The 16,160-nt window shown below is 29.7% G+C and carries 16 protein-coding genes; 6 read left to right on the plus strand and 10 right to left on the minus strand.

Annotated features, from left to right (window positions below; translation table 11 throughout):
- Nucleotides 1–44 precede the first annotated feature (44 nt).
- A complete protein-coding gene (locus KFW21_02445) occupies nt 45–1,169 on the plus strand; it encodes a hypothetical protein (protein ID MDK2818291.1) in 1,125 nt (374 codons plus the stop codon).
- A 6-nt stretch (nt 1,170–1,175) separates the two neighbouring features.
- Here the strand turns inward: KFW21_02445 and KFW21_02450 are convergent, their stop codons facing one another.
- From KFW21_02450 to KFW21_02460, 3 genes are all read right to left on the minus strand, one after another.
- Nucleotides 1,176–2,177, minus strand: a complete 1,002-nt coding sequence (locus KFW21_02450) for a hypothetical protein (protein MDK2818292.1) — start codon at nt 2,175–2,177, stop codon at nt 1,176–1,178.
- An 8-nt stretch (nt 2,178–2,185) separates the two neighbouring features.
- Nucleotides 2,186–2,983, minus strand: coding sequence for a metal ABC transporter permease (locus KFW21_02455; GenBank protein MDK2818293.1), 798 nt, complete (start codon nt 2,981–2,983; stop codon nt 2,186–2,188).
- 77 nt (nt 2,984–3,060) lie between these two features.
- Entirely contained in the window at nt 3,061–3,963 is a 903-nt protein-coding gene (locus KFW21_02460) for an alpha/beta fold hydrolase (protein ID MDK2818294.1), read from the minus strand.
- Nucleotides 3,964–4,159: 196 nt separating this feature from the next.
- Between KFW21_02460 and rsmI the strand changes: the two genes are divergently transcribed.
- Together rsmI and KFW21_02470 are read left to right on the plus strand one after the other, a co-directional pair.
- Nucleotides 4,160–4,921 (plus strand): 16S rRNA (cytidine(1402)-2'-O)-methyltransferase, encoded by a 762-nt coding sequence (gene rsmI, locus KFW21_02465; GenBank protein ID MDK2818295.1) that lies wholly within the window; start codon nt 4,160–4,162, stop codon nt 4,919–4,921.
- A gap of 74 nt (nt 4,922–4,995) precedes the next feature.
- On the plus strand, nt 4,996–5,289 hold the full coding sequence (locus KFW21_02470) for a flagellar biosynthesis anti-sigma factor FlgM (protein ID MDK2818296.1): 294 nt from the start codon (nt 4,996–4,998) through the stop codon (nt 5,287–5,289).
- Between the two features lie 55 nt (nt 5,290–5,344).
- Here the strand turns inward: KFW21_02470 and fliM are convergent, their stop codons facing one another.
- Both fliM and KFW21_02480 read right to left on the minus strand, forming a co-directional pair.
- The gene (gene fliM / locus KFW21_02475; GenBank protein ID MDK2818297.1) at nt 5,345–6,388 is read right to left on the minus strand and encodes a flagellar motor switch protein FliM; all 1,044 of its coding nucleotides are present in this window, start codon (nt 6,386–6,388) and stop codon (nt 5,345–5,347) included.
- Between the two features lie 42 nt (nt 6,389–6,430).
- Nucleotides 6,431–6,955, minus strand: coding sequence for a flagellar basal body-associated FliL family protein (locus KFW21_02480; protein ID MDK2818298.1), 525 nt, complete (start codon nt 6,953–6,955; stop codon nt 6,431–6,433).
- A gap of 163 nt (nt 6,956–7,118) precedes the next feature.
- On the opposite strand from KFW21_02480, the gene KFW21_02485 reads away from it, so the two are divergent.
- Complete coding sequence (locus tag KFW21_02485; protein MDK2818299.1) at nt 7,119–7,742, plus strand: MBL fold metallo-hydrolase; 624 nt, start codon at nt 7,119–7,121, stop codon at nt 7,740–7,742.
- A 75-nt stretch (nt 7,743–7,817) separates the two neighbouring features.
- Here the strand turns inward: KFW21_02485 and KFW21_02490 are convergent, their stop codons facing one another.
- From KFW21_02490 to KFW21_02505, 4 genes are all read right to left on the minus strand, one after another.
- Complete coding sequence (locus KFW21_02490; protein MDK2818300.1) at nt 7,818–8,237, minus strand: hypothetical protein; 420 nt, start codon at nt 8,235–8,237, stop codon at nt 7,818–7,820.
- 76 nt (nt 8,238–8,313) lie between these two features.
- Nucleotides 8,314–9,666 (minus strand): HNH endonuclease, encoded by a 1,353-nt coding sequence (locus tag KFW21_02495; protein ID MDK2818301.1) that lies wholly within the window; start codon nt 9,664–9,666, stop codon nt 8,314–8,316.
- Nucleotides 9,667–9,693: 27 nt separating this feature from the next.
- Entirely contained in the window at nt 9,694–11,415 is a 1,722-nt protein-coding gene (locus tag KFW21_02500) for a M3 family oligoendopeptidase (protein ID MDK2818302.1), read from the minus strand.
- Between the two features lie 118 nt (nt 11,416–11,533).
- Nucleotides 11,534–11,671 carry a hypothetical protein gene (locus KFW21_02505; protein MDK2818303.1) on the minus strand — a complete coding sequence of 46 codons (138 nt, stop codon included), beginning with the start codon at nt 11,669–11,671 and terminating at the stop codon, nt 11,534–11,536.
- Between the two features lie 73 nt (nt 11,672–11,744).
- Here KFW21_02505 and KFW21_02510 point away from each other — a divergent pair, with 73 nt between their 5' ends.
- Together KFW21_02510 and KFW21_02515 are read left to right on the plus strand one after the other, a co-directional pair.
- Entirely contained in the window at nt 11,745–12,470 is a 726-nt protein-coding gene (locus KFW21_02510) for a hypothetical protein (GenBank protein MDK2818304.1), read from the plus strand.
- 87 nt (nt 12,471–12,557) lie between these two features.
- On the plus strand, nt 12,558–13,340 hold the full coding sequence (locus KFW21_02515) for a DUF1919 domain-containing protein (GenBank protein MDK2818305.1): 783 nt from the start codon (nt 12,558–12,560) through the stop codon (nt 13,338–13,340).
- A 140-nt stretch (nt 13,341–13,480) separates the two neighbouring features.
- Here KFW21_02515 and KFW21_02520 read toward each other — a convergent pair whose 3' ends face one another.
- Nucleotides 13,481–16,123: a valine--tRNA ligase gene (locus KFW21_02520; protein MDK2818306.1), complete on the minus strand. Its 2,643-nt coding sequence runs from the start codon at nt 16,121–16,123 to the stop codon at nt 13,481–13,483.
- Between the last annotated feature and the right edge of the window lie 37 nt (nt 16,124–16,160).

The raw sequence follows: 16,160 nt of genomic DNA on the forward strand, positions 1-16,160 counted from the left end.
TATATATTATCCGATAAATAAGAAAAACCATTGAGGGGAAGAATATGAAAACAGATATTTCAAATGATTTTATAGAACCTTTAGATCACAAACCAACAATAAGTCCAGAAATAATAGATGAGCAGATTGAAGAATTTAATATTAAATCTCCTAATACACTAATTATAAAAGGAAAATTTAAATTCAAAAATGCTAATGTTTATGGTATTTTTGCTATTTTATTATTCAAAGGAAATAATATAAAATCTTCTGAAGATGATGAGACATTATCAAACAGTTGTTCTTTTATTAAATCCCATATGATTGCTTCTTATTTTAGTGATCTATTTCTTACAGATATATCTGAATCTTGGATTACACTAGAAGAAAAATTTAATGCCTTAGAAATCAAAAGTGAATATGCTGTTTCTATTACAGATACTTTCAAAAAAGTATTTTATGATGCTTTTGTTGATAATAATGAAAGAATAAATTCTATTATTAAAGATTTTAACACTAATAAAATAAACAATATACATAAAGAGTTAACAAATATCCTAGCCTTACCTTATAAAGATCGATCAGTTCAAGTGGAACTTTCATTTGAAGAATTGAATAGTGAAGATATTGAATCTATTAAAAATTTTCGTATTATAGAAGAAAAACCTGAAGCTAACAATAATATTTTAACAACACCATCTGTTGTAATATCTCATCAAGATTATTATATTCCTGCAAATCCTATACTAGCTCCAACAGGTGAAGGAATCGCTATAAATCAATTATCTCACGGTACTAGAATTCTTATGCGCGTAGATTCCAATACTGATTATGGCAAACAATGGATAGAAAATTTCCATCTTTTAAATCCTGAAAAAAACACTATAGATCCTATTGTTGGAACTGTGGATCAAATTGGTCCTATAATCAAAAATAAAGTTGATATTATTGTAAAATATAAAAAAAATCAGTATACTAAATTTAATATTGAAGCAGGAATTAGACTAAAACTATATAATCCAAAGATTAGTGAATCTACTGTTGATCCACTAAAAATTTATAATGAACAACAAGATTCCAATAATAGTACAAATTATTCTCAACTCTTTGATGAACCAGGTTTGAAGCCATTAATAATCGTTGGTATTCTATTAACTGTTCTTTCCTTAGTTGCTTTATATTTTATTTAAATAATATTAAAATACTAACACTAAGGAATACAACCATAGACTAATAATCACTGTATAAATAGTATAAGTCAATATTTTTGATTCTTTTTTGATTAAACCTATCACACAAATTAATAAACTAACAATAAAAATTAAAAAGATTGTATACAAACTATTAAATGGTATTTGTATCCATAAATTTTGCGTAGAAAATAACGATGCTAAAACTAGTATCAACAAATTAAAAATATTACTTCCAGCGATATTTTCTATAGCCATATTAGTAAATCCACGCCTTACTATTTGAAAAGTTGTTGCTAATTCAGGAATAGAAGTAGCTATAGCCAAGATTAAAGATCCTATAAAATGTTCTCCCAATGCTTGTCCATAAATAGGCACATCCACAAGAGCTATCTGTTGACAAATAGAGACTAAAATCCAAGAAAGTCCTATAATTATTGATGAGAAAAATGCAAACGAAATTATTATTTTAGTAGGTGATTCTTCTTTATCTTTAAGAGGTGATTCTTTCTTGTCTTCTGGTTCGTTTAGATTGTAAGCCTGTTTCATAATAAAACTATAAATAATCATAAATACAAAAATCACCACATATTGATTTGGAATTATATTAGAAACAGGATATAAAACTATTACAAATCCTATAATTCCTAACAAAATCAAACTACTCACAAAACTAAAAATTGAAGATTTCTCTATTTTTAATTTTTTATCTTTAAAAATTAAAAATATCGTGCTTAACAATGCTATATTCAGCATATTCGAACCCAATACTCCGCCTACAGCTAGATTTATCAAACCTTTTTTTATAGATATAAAAGTACTAACCATTTCAGGAATAGAAGTAATCATGGCTATCAATACAAATCCTATAAATGCTCCAGAAATATTTGTAACTACAGCCAATTGATTAGCATAAAATATTAAACGATCACCTATATAAAAAATAATTACTGTAATTAGTCCTATAATAATTAATAATGATAAAAAATTATTCCAAATAAATTCCATATATTCCTCTATATTTTAATTTTTAATTGTTGATTGAGTTTTCCTATAAAATACAAAATCACAGCTAAAGATACTATTAATGCTCCCGGTGCAATATCCAAAGAAAACGATAAAATAATACCACCTACCATTACAAATATAGAAAATATAAAAGAAATTATCAATGTTATTATTGTATTTTTTTGCCACAATAATGCAAAAGCAGAAGGTAATACTGTCATCGCCGCCACCAATAATACCCCTACTAACTTTATTCCCAAAATAATACTTATAGAAAGTATTATATAAATTATTGTGTCCCAAAAATCTACATCAACTCCTGAAACTTCTGCTGTATCTCTGTCAAAAATTATGAATAATATTTTACTTATATTTGGTAAAACAATCAACAAAATTATTGTCGTGATGATTGTAGTAAAGACAAATTCTTTTGCAGTTACTCCTATCAGATCACCAAATAAAAAACTGAATAAATTAAAAGAATTACCACCTATTGATAATAAAATCATCCCAAAAGCCATAGCTCCAGAAAATAACATACTTATACCCATATCAGATGATTTTTGATGAGAGCGTCCTGCCAACACCGTAACAAAAGCACAAAAAAATATTGTTGTAAATAATTGATCTGTATGCAAATAATTCGCCAATCCAACCCCACCAAAAGCCGCATGTTCTGTACCTATCGCCAAAAAAGTGAGTTTTCTAGTTACAATAATAAACGATATTAATGCAAATAACAAAGATAATACTACAGAAATCCCTATAGAATATTGAAAAAAAGAATATTGAAATAATGATTCCACTATATCTCCTACTTATATAAATATATTATTAAGTATAGTACAATCTAATAATAAATTCAAAATTATTTCAGAATCATTTATAAATTTTCTAAAAATGATACTATTGATACATTAAGATCATTTTTAGTTTTAGAATAGTTCAATAGTTGATGACGAAATCCATAAGGCTCTTCTTCAAAAGAAATATCATATGTTTTTTCTATAATTTTCTTAGATGAAACACTGTTTTTAATAAGTTCTAAATTTTTAAAGTTAACCAAAATATCACCTTTACAATATGCCAAAAATAAAGGCATTTTAATTTTATAAAGATTTTGTCTCAATATTTTCAAACCTTTCTTAAAGGTATGTATAGTATAAGGATACTGTATACCTTCCGCATCACATAATTTTTCTACTTCAGCTCTTTCTTGCTGATAAGGTATAGATTCTAATACACCATTTGGGAATACAAAAGACAACAATCCTGATAAATAAATAGCAATATTTTGCCATAATTTAAGATGATTCCCATATAAATTCACAGGACTAGAAACAACAATCAACCCATCAAAAGATCTTTCTGTAGCAATATTCATTGCCAAACTACCACCTTGAGAATGTCCTCCTAGTACTACTTTTTGATAATTATTTGGTAAGCTGTTGATCTTTTCTCGTATTATGATAAGACTTTCTTTCCATGCCCAAGATCCTATAGATTGAAGATCTTCACGAGAAATAGCAGAAGCTGGTAATGTAGGAATATAAACATCCCACCCTTTTAACAAAAGTATTTCTGCAAGATCTTCAAAGGTACTAGGTGTTGAAAACATCCCATGTAAAAAAATAATTAATTTAGTATTACCATCTTTTTTAAACCAAAGATCTTTAGTGTGTGAATATTTTTCAGTAAAAACATTAAGTCTCAATTTTCTATGAAACACGATTGTGTGATTTAGTAATAAAAATAAAATCACCACTATTCCTAATATATATATCATTATTAACTCCTTTGTATTAATTTAATACAACTTTTATATTATTTTTCATTATTGATGAAAATTTGATTTATCTATTATTATATTGTATGATAATTTTTATTTCATAAATATTTTTTATTTTTTCTCCATATTTTGTGAAGAAATAGCACCTTGATTTCCGAATATAAATAAGAGTATGTGAAATATAGGAGTATCTATGAGTGGGCAGCTTTATATAATTGGAACACCAATTGGGAACTTAGAAGATATAACACTTAGAGCTATTAGAATACTCAAAGAAGTACCTATTATTGCTTGTGAAAATATTCCTCGCACTAAGATTTTATTAAATCATTTAGGAATACAAAATAAAAAATTAATTGAATGTTCTCCAGCTAATGAAAAAAATTCTGCCTTAGGTATCATGAAAATGTTATTACAAGATCAAGATGTTGCTCTTGTAAGTGATGCTGGTACCCCTTGTGTTTCTGATCCTGGTGTCGTTGTTGTTAAAACAATTTCAGAAAATGGTCTAAAAGTTACTCCTATTCCAGGAGTTTCTGCTCTTACTACTATTTTATCAGTAGCAGGAATAGGTGGTGAAAATGTTGTTTTCACAGGCTTTATCTCTAAAAAAGAAGGTCAATTTATAAAAACAATACAACAATTTGCACATAAAAATAATGTTATTGTAATATTTGTATCCTGTCACCGGGTAAAAAAGTTTTTACAAATCCTAAAGGGATTACAACTTTCTGCCGATACTATATTGGGAAAGGAATTGACTAAAACTTATGAGAAGATCTATAGAGGATCTCTTGAAGAAATAGATAATGCTCTTTCCGAAGAAGAATGCAAAGGTGAATTTGTTGCTGTATTAAGAATCTATGAGGATTTTGTTACACCAGAAAAAAATGCAGTTGCTTCAAAAAAAGAAAAGCGTAAAATAAAACAACAACTTGCTAACGAAAATAACTAAAGAAAGATAGTTAGTAGCAATGGATTATTGTTATGAAAACGAAACAGGGATGAATGTAAATTCAGGAGGTTCATATGGAGATTCGTGGTATTGGAGGAATTGATCCTTTAGATAAAAATCAATCAATCAAAACAAATAAAACTCCTTCTACAATAAAACCTATATTAAATCCAGATTCTCTTAAAGTATCTGATCATGCAAGATTTTTAGAAGATGAAGCTTTTATCAGAGAAGTATTAGCTAAAATTCCAGATATAGATCAAGAAAAAATTGATCGTATTAAAAATAAGCTTCACAATGGAGATTATAATAATAAAGAAAGTCTCGATATACTTACTGAAAAACTTTCTAAAGCCTTAGGTTTATAAAATTAAACATCTATATTATTAATATAGATGTTTTTTTTGAATATAATACTAATAATTATTTCTCTCTATCTAATAACAACTCATGTAAATCTTCTTCTTTAAAAGTTCCCAATACCTCGTGTAACTGTACAGCTCTTCTCGAACCAAAAGCACCAGCTTTTGCTTTGAATTTTACATTTCTTCCAATAAATATATGTACATCAGCTTTAACATTAGTATCAAATCTTATTACATCACCCACTTTAAGTTGACTAACTTCAGAAAAAGACAATGTAGTTTCTGCTAATTGTGCAATAATTGTTAATTTAATATCATTGATTTGCTGTTTAATAAAATGAATATGCTCTGTAGTAATATTTGTATTAACTGCAGAATACCAATATTGAGCTGACAACTTACTAATAATAGGTTCTATCGTAATATAAGGAATACAAAAATTTATCATTCCCTCAACATCACCAATTTTAGTATCAAATGTTGTAAGAATAACCATACTATTTGGAGGAACAATACCTACAAATTGTGGATTCGTTTCTATATTACCCAAACGAGGTCGTAAGTCTGTCATATTTGACCAAGATTCTCTAAGATTTCCTAAAAGACGCACTAAAATCCCTTCAATAACAGACATCTCAATATCCGTTAATTCTCTATTGTTCTTTAAGGTTTCCCCTTTACCACCAAATAACCTATCAATAATAGAAAAAGTAATGGCTGGATCTATTTCAACAATGGCACTCCCTTTAAGAGGATCCATATTCACAATACCCAATGTCGTTGGAGAAGGAATTGATCTTGTAAATTCTTCGTAAGTAAGCTGATCAACAGACACAACATGCACTTGTACTAAGGAGCGAAGCTGAGCTGCTAAAGATGTGGTTGTCAAACGAGCGAATGTTTCATGAATCATCTGTAATGTGCGTACCTGATCTTTAGAAAACTTATCTGGTCTTCTAAAATCATACACTTTTAAACGCTTTTTATTTCTGTTCATCTTCACAGAAGCAATTGCATTCTCTTCATCTGATGTTGTCGAATTTGGACTGGAAACAGCTGTTAATAACGCATCAATTTCATCTTGTGACAATATTTCTGTCATCTTATTTCCTTGAGGTGTTTAACACCTAATTATTATTTTATTTTAAGATATCGTAAACTCTGTATAATACACAGCATCAATTTCACCATTAATAAATAAACTATTAATAGTGCGTCTAATTTCTTCTTTAAGCTGTTCTTTTTCTAAAAACTCATCTATTTGATTTTTTTCTTTAGAATTCAATAAATTTAAAATAACATCTCTAATTTGAATATGTCTTGCAACTAATTCAGCATGTAATAATTTTTTCTCTTGATTATATCCCAAAGATAATGCAACTCTTACAAAATAGTTAGCATCTAAATCTGCGGTATTTATTTTGAATTCACCAATATCATAATAAGATAGTGGGACAGGTTTTGGTTGTAGTTGTACTGCTATTGCATTTTCATTTCTTTCTTTTGATGTTCCACCTTTAAAAACAACAAACATTATAATAACAGAAATTACAACAGAAATTAATACAGGAATCAAATATCCTAAAATTGTAGTAAGAATTTTTGCTACAGGACTAGATTTTTTAAGTCCTTCTTCCAACCCTTCTTCTAATAAATCTTCATCAGCCATATATTCCTCCAACACTATTTTAAATAAATAGTATATATTTACACTATTTATTTTAAAACATTTTAAATAAAAAAGCAATTTTTTCATACAATTTATATCTATATTATTGTATTATCACTAAAAAAAGTTTATAATATACTATCAAAACATGAGGATATTTATCATGATCAAACAATACGAAAATGGAGCTTTTAGCCAAAATACTTGGGTTTATTTTAATACGGATACTGAAGAAGCAATTATTGTTGATCCTGGAGATGACTTAGATGGATTATACAATATTATTGGCACCTATAATATTACTCATATTTTTATTACCCATGGGCATATAGATCATATTCAAGGATTAACTGAAATAAAGAATATTTACCCTTCTGCAATTATTGTAGCACATGAATTAGCTAACGAAACATTACCAAATCCTCATAAAAATCTTTCTCACAAATGGGGGTTAGATGTTATTGCACCGAAGCCAGATTGGACTTATAATACAGAAAGTGCAACTATCACAGCGGCAGGACAAGAGTGGACATTGATTCATACGCCAGGTCATGCGGTTGATCACACCGTGTTTTTTGGTCAAGATATGACGATGTTCGGTGGAGATATAATTTTTGAACAAGGTAGTGTTGGTCGTGTAGACCTAGATGGATGTGATCCTATAGCAATGCGTGTTTCTATTGCCAAAACCCTATCAGCACCTCTTGAAGCAACTGTTTATCCAGGCCATGGTAGTCCTTTTACTATTCAAGAAGCAAGACCTTTCTTTCAGGAATTAAATTTCTAAAGATATATTTTATATAAACAAAAAACACTCTATATTCTAGAGTGTTTTTTTTTATTTATATTTATCAATAAAAAATTATTTTTGATTTGTGTTAAACAATGTTGGTTTGATCAAACAATAATAAAACATTATATTGACACCCACACTCTTCATTAATATTCGCAAAACATCTTGTCCCATCCATATTTTTTTGAAAAATAATACATAAGAAATTATCGTAAAAGTAAGAATCGCCACACTATCTATAATAAGCCATGTTCCAGCACTAGTTTCACTCTGAGAAGATTTCTCATGCTCTATGGGATCATTTGTAGAAAGATCATCTGCATAAATATCATCATCTGAAATTTCTTCTATATATCTGGTATGTGGTTTTTGAGTGCTTTTATAAATAATTATTGCAAAAACTAGTGTAAAGAGTACTCCTGATGATATGATTGTGTACAAATCTTGAGTTTTAATATAAGCGACAAAATTTTCTATAATACTTTCCATAACACTTCCTTGATACATCATAACTCATATTGATTGCAAATACAAGTAATATAAAGGTATTAGCTTTTAATTGCTTTTAATTGCTTTTAATTGCTTTTAATTTTGCTAATAGTTCTTCCATAGGTCTATCGCCTTTGACTCTATTACAATAACTACACAGTAGTTGAAAATTATCCTTACTATCCGCTCCACCTTTGGATTTGGGAATGATATGATCTACTTCCATATGCACAAGATTGAAATGTTGTTTACAGCCTGCACAATCGCCATGTTGTTTGCCGTAGAGCGTTTCTTTGATCTCTTTTTTGGCTTTACCTATAAGTTTTATTGCTTCTATATCTGTTCTTTCGGGAATATCATCTCTAAAAATAAGAGCGTTCTTGTGTTTAAATAGATCATCAGGGTTTGCGATTTCTTTGTGCAATCTTATATTTACGAGTTCGTAAGCTTTTTTTGAGATATCTATCCCCACCCACTCCCTACCAAGCTTTTCTGCTGCAACACAGGTAGTAGCACATCCACAGAAAGGATCTAATACTATCCCACCCTTAGGGCATGATGCCTCTATAATTCGCTCTAATAATGCTAATGGTTTTTGGGTAGGATAACCAACTCTTTCATGGCTCATTTGATTGATAGGCTTTATATCATTCCAAATAGACCCAATAGCAATACCTTTAGATTCATCAAGAAATCTTATTAATTGTTTTTTTCCATTTTTTGTAAAATATATACGACCTGTATCTTCAAAACGTTGAATAGATTCTAAACTATAATCACCCAAAGGAGTATCCCTACTATATATCCTACCATTAGGATCAGTATATTTGAATTTATTATGCTTCGCATTTAGATCATGTTTTTTGTATACTTGGTTAAAATAATAATTTTGAGAAGATGAAAAAAAGAAAACACTCTCGGTATTTCTTCCAAATTGTTGCGATGTTGATTTAGCTCCTTTAACAGGACTTCTTTCCCATATAATTTCATTACGAAAATTTTTATGCCCAAAAATAACATCCATCAGTAGCTTAAGATAATGTCCCATCGTATTATCACAATGAAGATAGATACTACCTGTGTCCTTGAGAATACGCTTCATCTCTAAGAGACGCATTGCCATATAGACGAGATAGTATTTGTTACTCTTATCTCCAATATATCCACTAAGCTCTATAAAATGATACAATTCTGGATTTTTCTCTTTTAATAATAATAACCAAGCATCTTTGATGTCTTCCATTCCCCAATAATCTTTGAACTCAGCTCCTTCAGCATTACTACCTATAGGCGCAGAAAAAGATTTGTTTTTGTTAAATGGGGGATCTAAATAAATCAAATCAATAGAATTATCATTAAATCCTTGTAAAATATCTAGATTATCTCCACAAAAGATTGTTCTGTTTTTGATTGTTGTTTGATTCGACACTGATACCTCTACCTATGTTAATATTCCTTAACTTAATTCTTTCAACTCTTCTCTAATAAATTGCACTAATTCTCTAATATATTCTTTAGTGAACTTCAACTCTATTCCTGCTATTTTATAAATATCAGCCAGAGGTACTTGATGTCCTATATTAAGAAATTTTTTATAATTTTCTACTGCTATTTTTGGATTTTGTTTGTATTCACGATAAACTGCTAAAGCTCCTAATTGAGCAATACCATATTCTATATAATAAAAAGGTACTTCAAATATATGTAATTGAAACAACCATTGAATCGCTTTTTCTTGTTCTAATCCAGACCAGTTTAATCCAGCCTTGTTAGAAAATCGATCCATAACATCTATAAATGCCTGTTCTCTTAATTCTGTAGTACCGCTATCTGTGTATATTTTTTGTTGGAAGCTATCGATAGTCATACACCAAGGGAAGAATTTTAATGCTCCTTCGATCTGATCATATTTTGCTTTACGAAAATCTTCTTTATCTGTATAACATTCTTTCCATCTATCCATAGAAATCATTTCCATACTCATAGAAGCTAACTCAGCTGCTTCCATAGGAAGACCTAATAGGCTAGAATACTTATGATCTGCTTGAGCAAATTCATGCATAGCATGTCCAATCTCATGAATAAGTGTCGTTAAATCACTATGCAAGCCAACGGCATTCATAAAGATAAAAGATGCTCCATATTTGTACAAAGGATAAGAATAACCACCGGGAGCTTTATTTTTACGATTGAATAGATCTAATAATTTACTAGCATCCATAGAAGAAAAGTTCTCACCAAAAATAGGATCTATTTGTTGCATCATCGTGATATGTTTGGGAATTAGATCTTCTGTTTTTTTAACAGGTTTTAACAACTTACCATCCAAAGAAACACTCATATCCCAAGGTTTGAGATTATCTATTTGTAAGGTATCTTTTCTTTTTTGATTGAGTTCAGCGATTAAAGGCATTATCTCCGATTCTACAGCATCATGAAAATTATGAATATCTTGTACTGTATAAGAGAATCGCCCTTTTGCTTGATGCATATAATCTCTATAATTATCAAAACCAGCATTTTTTGCAATTTCTTGTCTTAGTTCATAAAGCTTATTAAACAATACATTAAGCTCATCTTTGTGAGTTAACATTTTTTCAGAACGCACACGCCAAGCTTTTTCTCTAACATTTCTATCTTTATCTTTAAGAAATATAGCCATTTCAGGGAGTGTTTTTTCTTCGCCATTAAATTCTACTGTCATACTACCTGTAATAGATCTGTATTCTATGCCCAATTCATTTTCTTTAATTTCCAATGCTACATTTTCTTCTCTAAAAAGATCGCTATCATTCTTGAGGATTCTTTCTAATAGAGATCCTGTTTTGCCATGTTCTACAACCCAATCTTTCAAAGCTGGTGAATTCAAAACAATATTTTTAAAGGCAAAATCTTTGGGAGCATAATAAGCAGAAATATTTTGTTGAAATGCCGTATAATCTTCCACTATTTTTTTATCAATAGTATCGCAAGTCATCTTAATATAAATCTCACCACCTGTATCGCGAATTTTATGATTAAGCTCATCTACTTTATTCAGAAATTCATCAAGCTCTAGTGTTGTTTTTGGAGTTTCTTTTTCTAATTGTTCTACCCATGTCTTTAGCAAAGTTAAATCATGAGGATTAATCTCCCCTTGGAAATAATAATTTGTACGAATTGGTAATATGTTGGACATTGTAAACTCCCTTGTTTAATAGTATATCAATTATAATTCTCATCTTGTTTTTTGTCAATTGACAAACTATTCCTTTCTATATATCTATCAAAAAAGCCAGCTTTTCACTGGCTTTTTATTATTTATCTGCAATGTTTTTTTGATAATATTCTAAGATACTTGGAAAGTATTTATCATAAAATTTTTGAGTAATATATTTTCTATCTTTATTCCAAAAATTCTCGCCTTCTGATTTGTAGGGATTATATATATTCATATATTTGGTGATAATATTTTCATTGACAATATAACAATAATATTATATAATTCCTACACGAAGGAGTTTATTTATGAGTCAATTTGACGCTACAAAATTAGAAGATCTAGTAGCATACTATAAACAATTAGAACAATTAAAATCTAACGGCGTACCATGCCATCGTTTTTATTCTTGGAATTTATGTTACGAAGCATTTGGAGAATTTTACAAAAAAAATACTACACCAACTACTAAAAAAGAAAAAGATTTATTAGCACTACATTTGGGTAGCTATTTGGTAACATTAGGCATGTATAGAGGGGCTACCTTCAACCTTCATTACAATTATTCTATCCACAGATCTGTAATCACTTTATTATTTAGTCCAGAAGCACAAGAATTACGCAAAAACAATCATGATCTTGAATATCTCAAAACACATACCAAAGATATCAAAAAATTATACGATGAAGTATACAATAAATATGCAGAACTTTTTCACCACACTTGGAAAGATATCATGGATTTAACCGTTGATGCCAAAGATAGAAAAGCATCTTCTATTTTAATTACCGAAGTTCTTTTGGGGACTATAGGATGCCTTCCCGCTTATGACACTTACCTCAAAAAGGGATTAGAAATATCAGAAATTGCTCATAATATTTCAAGTACTACTATTGAAAAATGTACCACGGATTTATTAGCATTTTTTGAAAAAAATATCACCGATGAAGTTTATCAAGCTACCTACAAAGCAGATTATCCTATTATGAAATTATTAGACATTGCTTTTTGGAAACTTGGATCTGAGAAATAATCATTCTTATCTTCTTCATTGTTTCTATCTAAAATCCACAAAAAATTTATAAATAGCATACTATAGTATTCGAATCAAAGAGAACATATGAAGAAATACTCAAAACTTCTTAAATATATATATTATATTTTTTTACTTTTATTACCTGTTTTTACAATGATCTTAGCTATCATAATAAATCCAAGTTTTGATAGTAAAAACAATCTATTATTAATCACCTCTTTACTATTATTATGGGCTTTATTATCATTTTCTATTATAAAATATTTATATCTAAAATTTATTATCAAAATCACTCAATATATTATAACACATTATCTATCAAAAGTAACTTTTATCAGTCAGGATTGTTCTGGAAGTGGACTATATAAATGTCTGAATTTAAAATATTTATCACCTTTCATTGGTATACTATTTGAAGGCACTGTGTATAATAACTTTTTAAAAGATCTACGATTTCATCTCTCCCAACCTATAATTTTTATTCCTAGAGCAAAAACTTTAACATTAAAAAAAGAAAATGAACATATATTAGCCGATTATCCTGTTTTTCAACTAGGAAACCCCGATATGGAAATACATTGGATTCACTCAGATAACGAAGAAGATATTAAAAATAAATGGAATAGTCGTAAAGAAAGAATTAATTATGAGAGAATCATCACTATTAATGCTCCAGAAAAATATAAAAATAAATTTTTTAGAAATATCCAGATAAGTGATGAAGAAATCAAAATTATCAAAGACAATAAAGAATTTACTTTTTCTACTAGAAAGTTCTCTCCCGATAATGAAAAAAGATGGGAATATCACTTTGAGCAAATAAAAATCATCTCAAAATCTCTTAAGATCTTACTACTATTAATATAATCTATAAAATAAAAAAGCACCCCATATACTAGGGTGTTTTTTATTATAATATTATCAATAATTAAAAAAATCTATTTTTTAATTTTTATTTTAATATTATTATTAAATAAACACCGTGATTGCCTACCAAAAAGGTATTCCTACTCCTTATTCCACATAGCTAAAGCACTATGAACTTTTAGTAATTCATTTTGAATTTCTTCTAATTTGGCTTTTTCTTTGGAGATAACTTCGGCAGGAGCTTTTACCACGAATTGCTCGTTGTTTAGCTTTCCATTGATAGACTTTTCAGCTTTTTGGAGACGCTCTTGTTCTTTTGTTAGCCTTTCTATCTCTTTGGCTTTGTCTATGCTCCCTTCCAAATTGATAAATACTTGGAAGTCGTACTCTGAGGCAGTTGCCTCTCCATTTTGCACATCTCTACCAGCGTCCACTACTTCTAAGCTAGAAAGCTTCGCTAATTTTTGAGTAACAGTAATATTCCTCACGAAAAATTCTTTAAGATCACCAGAAACAGCAATTACTCCTGAAGGACTAGTACTTGGTGGAACATTACTTTCTGCTCGAATTTCGCGTATCATATACAAAGCTTGATCTAAGCGCTTCATTTGATCATCTGATTGCTCGAATATTTCTTTTTGATTTACTACAGGATAGTCTGCGAATAGCAATTCCTTAGCATCAAAAACTTCTCTGTATAATTTTTCTGTAACAAAAGGCATGATAGGATGTAATAATTTCAATAGCCGTCTGAACAAACTCAAAATCACATAGAGTTTTTGAGTACGAATATTAACATCTTCATGATTTAGAGCTATTTTGGAGTTTTCAACATATTTATCACAAAACTCTCCCCAAATAAAATCATAAACTTCTTTGGCAACATCATTAATTCTAAATTTATCAAAATGATCTCTAATTTTTTCTACCGTGCTATGGTATCTTGTCAAAATACTCTTATCAAAATCATCTAGTTTATAAGAAATAATATCATCATTCAAGCTTTTAAGATCAAAATTATTTTGTTCCGCATACATCATAACAAATCGAGCTGCATTCCATAATTTGTTTGCAAAACGCTTTCCCAAATCAATTTTGTCAGAAGAATAAAGAATATCATTCCCTAAAGGTGCTAAACGAATAATAGAAAATCTCAAAGCATCAGCACCATATTCTTCCATAATATCAATAGGATCTGGGGAATTACCTAATGTTTTGCTCATTTTTCTACCTAGATCATCACGAATAATCCCTGTAAAGTAAACATTTTTGAAAGGGATTTCTTTTCTAAAATATTTTGTTGCCATAATCATTCTAGCAACCCAGAAAAAGATAATATCTGGACCTGTGACAAGCGTATCCGTTGGGTGGTAGTAGTTTTTATCTTCTTCATTTTTATGTACTGCATAAGACCACAACCAAGAACTTGCCCAAGTATCTAGAACATCTTCAGCTTGAGTAACAGGAGAGTGACATTTTGGACAAGTATCTATAGTAGAAAGACTAGCTTCTTGATGTTCACAAGATTCACAAGTGTAAATAGGAATTCTATGTCCCCACCATAATTGACGAGAAATACACCAATCTTTGATATTATCCAACCAGTAATCATAAGTTTTGACCCAGTGATTAGGATAAAATTTGATTTCACCAGTAGTCACTGCTTTTTTGGCTTCTATCGCTAGTTCTTTCATAGCAATAAACCACTGATCAGATAACATGGATTCAATAGGTACTTGCCCTCTTTGTGAATATCCTACTTTATGAGTATGTTCTTTAATAGAAACTAATAAACCTAATTTTTTGATTTCTTCAACAACAAGTTTTCGTGCTTCAAATCTATCTAATCCTCGGAACATTTCGGGAACAAAACTATTCATTCCCCCATTCTCTGTCATTACTACAGGCATCTCTAACTGGTGTCTTAACGCTACTTCATAGTCATTAGGATCGTGAGCTGGGGTGACTTTCACCGCACCTGTACCAAATTCAGGATCTACATAATCATCAGCAATAATAGGAATTTCTCTATTCATAAAAGGTAAAATAACTACTTTTCCTATCAACTCTGTGTAGCGTTTATCAGTAGGATTTACCATAACAGCAGTATCCCCAAACATTGTTTCAGGTCTTGTCGTAGCAATCGTTATAAATTGATCACTATCTTTGATAGGATAAGCAAAATGCCATAAATACCCTTGCTCTTCTATATGCTCAACCTCATCATCAGAAATAGCAGACCTTGATTTGGGACACCAATTAACCATTCTATTGCCTTTATAAATCAAACCAGCATTAAATAAATCAATAAAAGATTGAAGTACTTCTTGAGAGTATTCCTCATCCATAGTAAATCGCTCTCTATCCCAATCACAAGATACACCTAATCGTTTGAGTTGCTCATTGATAATTCCACCATATTGTACTTTCCATTGCATGGCATACTCAAGAAATTTCTCTCGTCCTATATCTTGTTTGTTGATATTTTTAGTTTCTAACCATTGAATCACTTTGGATTCTGTTGCGATAGAAGCATGATCTAATCCTGGAATCCAACACGCTTCAAAGCCATCCATTCTTTTATAACGGATCAATACATCTTGAATTGTATTATTTAGAATATGCCCCATATGCAAGATTCCTGTTACATTAGGAGGGGGCATCACGATAGTGTAAGGAGTTTTGTTGGGGTTGGGTATAGAGTGAAATCGTTTGTGTTGTAAGTCATCTAGCCCTAAAGCTTTTTCGAAATCATTAGGGTTATAATCTGGTAATGTAGGCACTTTAATAAGCTCCTTGTAATAATTAATATATTATAAG

The sequence above is a fragment of the Spirochaetota bacterium genome, from assembly GCA_030154445.1.
Lineage (GTDB): Bacteria > Spirochaetota > Brevinematia > Brevinematales > Brevinemataceae > Brevinema_A.

What these genes read in the sequence shown, in the direction of transcription:
- KFW21_02445 (MDK2818291.1), top strand. Translation starts at nt 45, where the DNA reads ATGAAAACAGATATTTCAAATGATTTTATAGAACCTTTAGATCACAAA.
- KFW21_02450 (MDK2818292.1), bottom strand. Translation starts at nt 2,177, where the DNA reads ATGGAATTTATTTGGAATAATTTTTTATCATTATTAATTATTATAGGA.
- KFW21_02460 (MDK2818294.1), bottom strand. Translation starts at nt 3,963, where the DNA reads ATGATATATATATTAGGAATAGTGGTGATTTTATTTTTATTACTAAAT.
- rsmI (MDK2818295.1), top strand. Translation starts at nt 4,160, where the DNA reads ATGAGTGGGCAGCTTTATATAATTGGAACACCAATTGGGAACTTAGAA.
- KFW21_02470 (MDK2818296.1), top strand. Translation starts at nt 4,996, where the DNA reads ATGGAGATTCGTGGTATTGGAGGAATTGATCCTTTAGATAAAAATCAA.
- fliM (MDK2818297.1), bottom strand. Translation starts at nt 6,388, where the DNA reads ATGACAGAAATATTGTCACAAGATGAAATTGATGCGTTATTAACAGCT.
- KFW21_02480 (MDK2818298.1), bottom strand. Translation starts at nt 6,955, where the DNA reads ATGGCTGATGAAGATTTATTAGAAGAAGGGTTGGAAGAAGGACTTAAA.
- KFW21_02485 (MDK2818299.1), top strand. Translation starts at nt 7,119, where the DNA reads ATGATCAAACAATACGAAAATGGAGCTTTTAGCCAAAATACTTGGGTT.
- KFW21_02490 (MDK2818300.1), bottom strand. Translation starts at nt 8,237, where the DNA reads ATGGAAAGTATTATAGAAAATTTTGTCGCTTATATTAAAACTCAAGAT.
- KFW21_02500 (MDK2818302.1), bottom strand. Translation starts at nt 11,415, where the DNA reads ATGTCCAACATATTACCAATTCGTACAAATTATTATTTCCAAGGGGAG.
- KFW21_02505 (MDK2818303.1), bottom strand. Translation starts at nt 11,671, where the DNA reads ATGAATATATATAATCCCTACAAATCAGAAGGCGAGAATTTTTGGAAT.
- KFW21_02510 (MDK2818304.1), top strand. Translation starts at nt 11,745, where the DNA reads ATGAGTCAATTTGACGCTACAAAATTAGAAGATCTAGTAGCATACTAT.
- KFW21_02515 (MDK2818305.1), top strand. Translation starts at nt 12,558, where the DNA reads ATGAAGAAATACTCAAAACTTCTTAAATATATATATTATATTTTTTTA.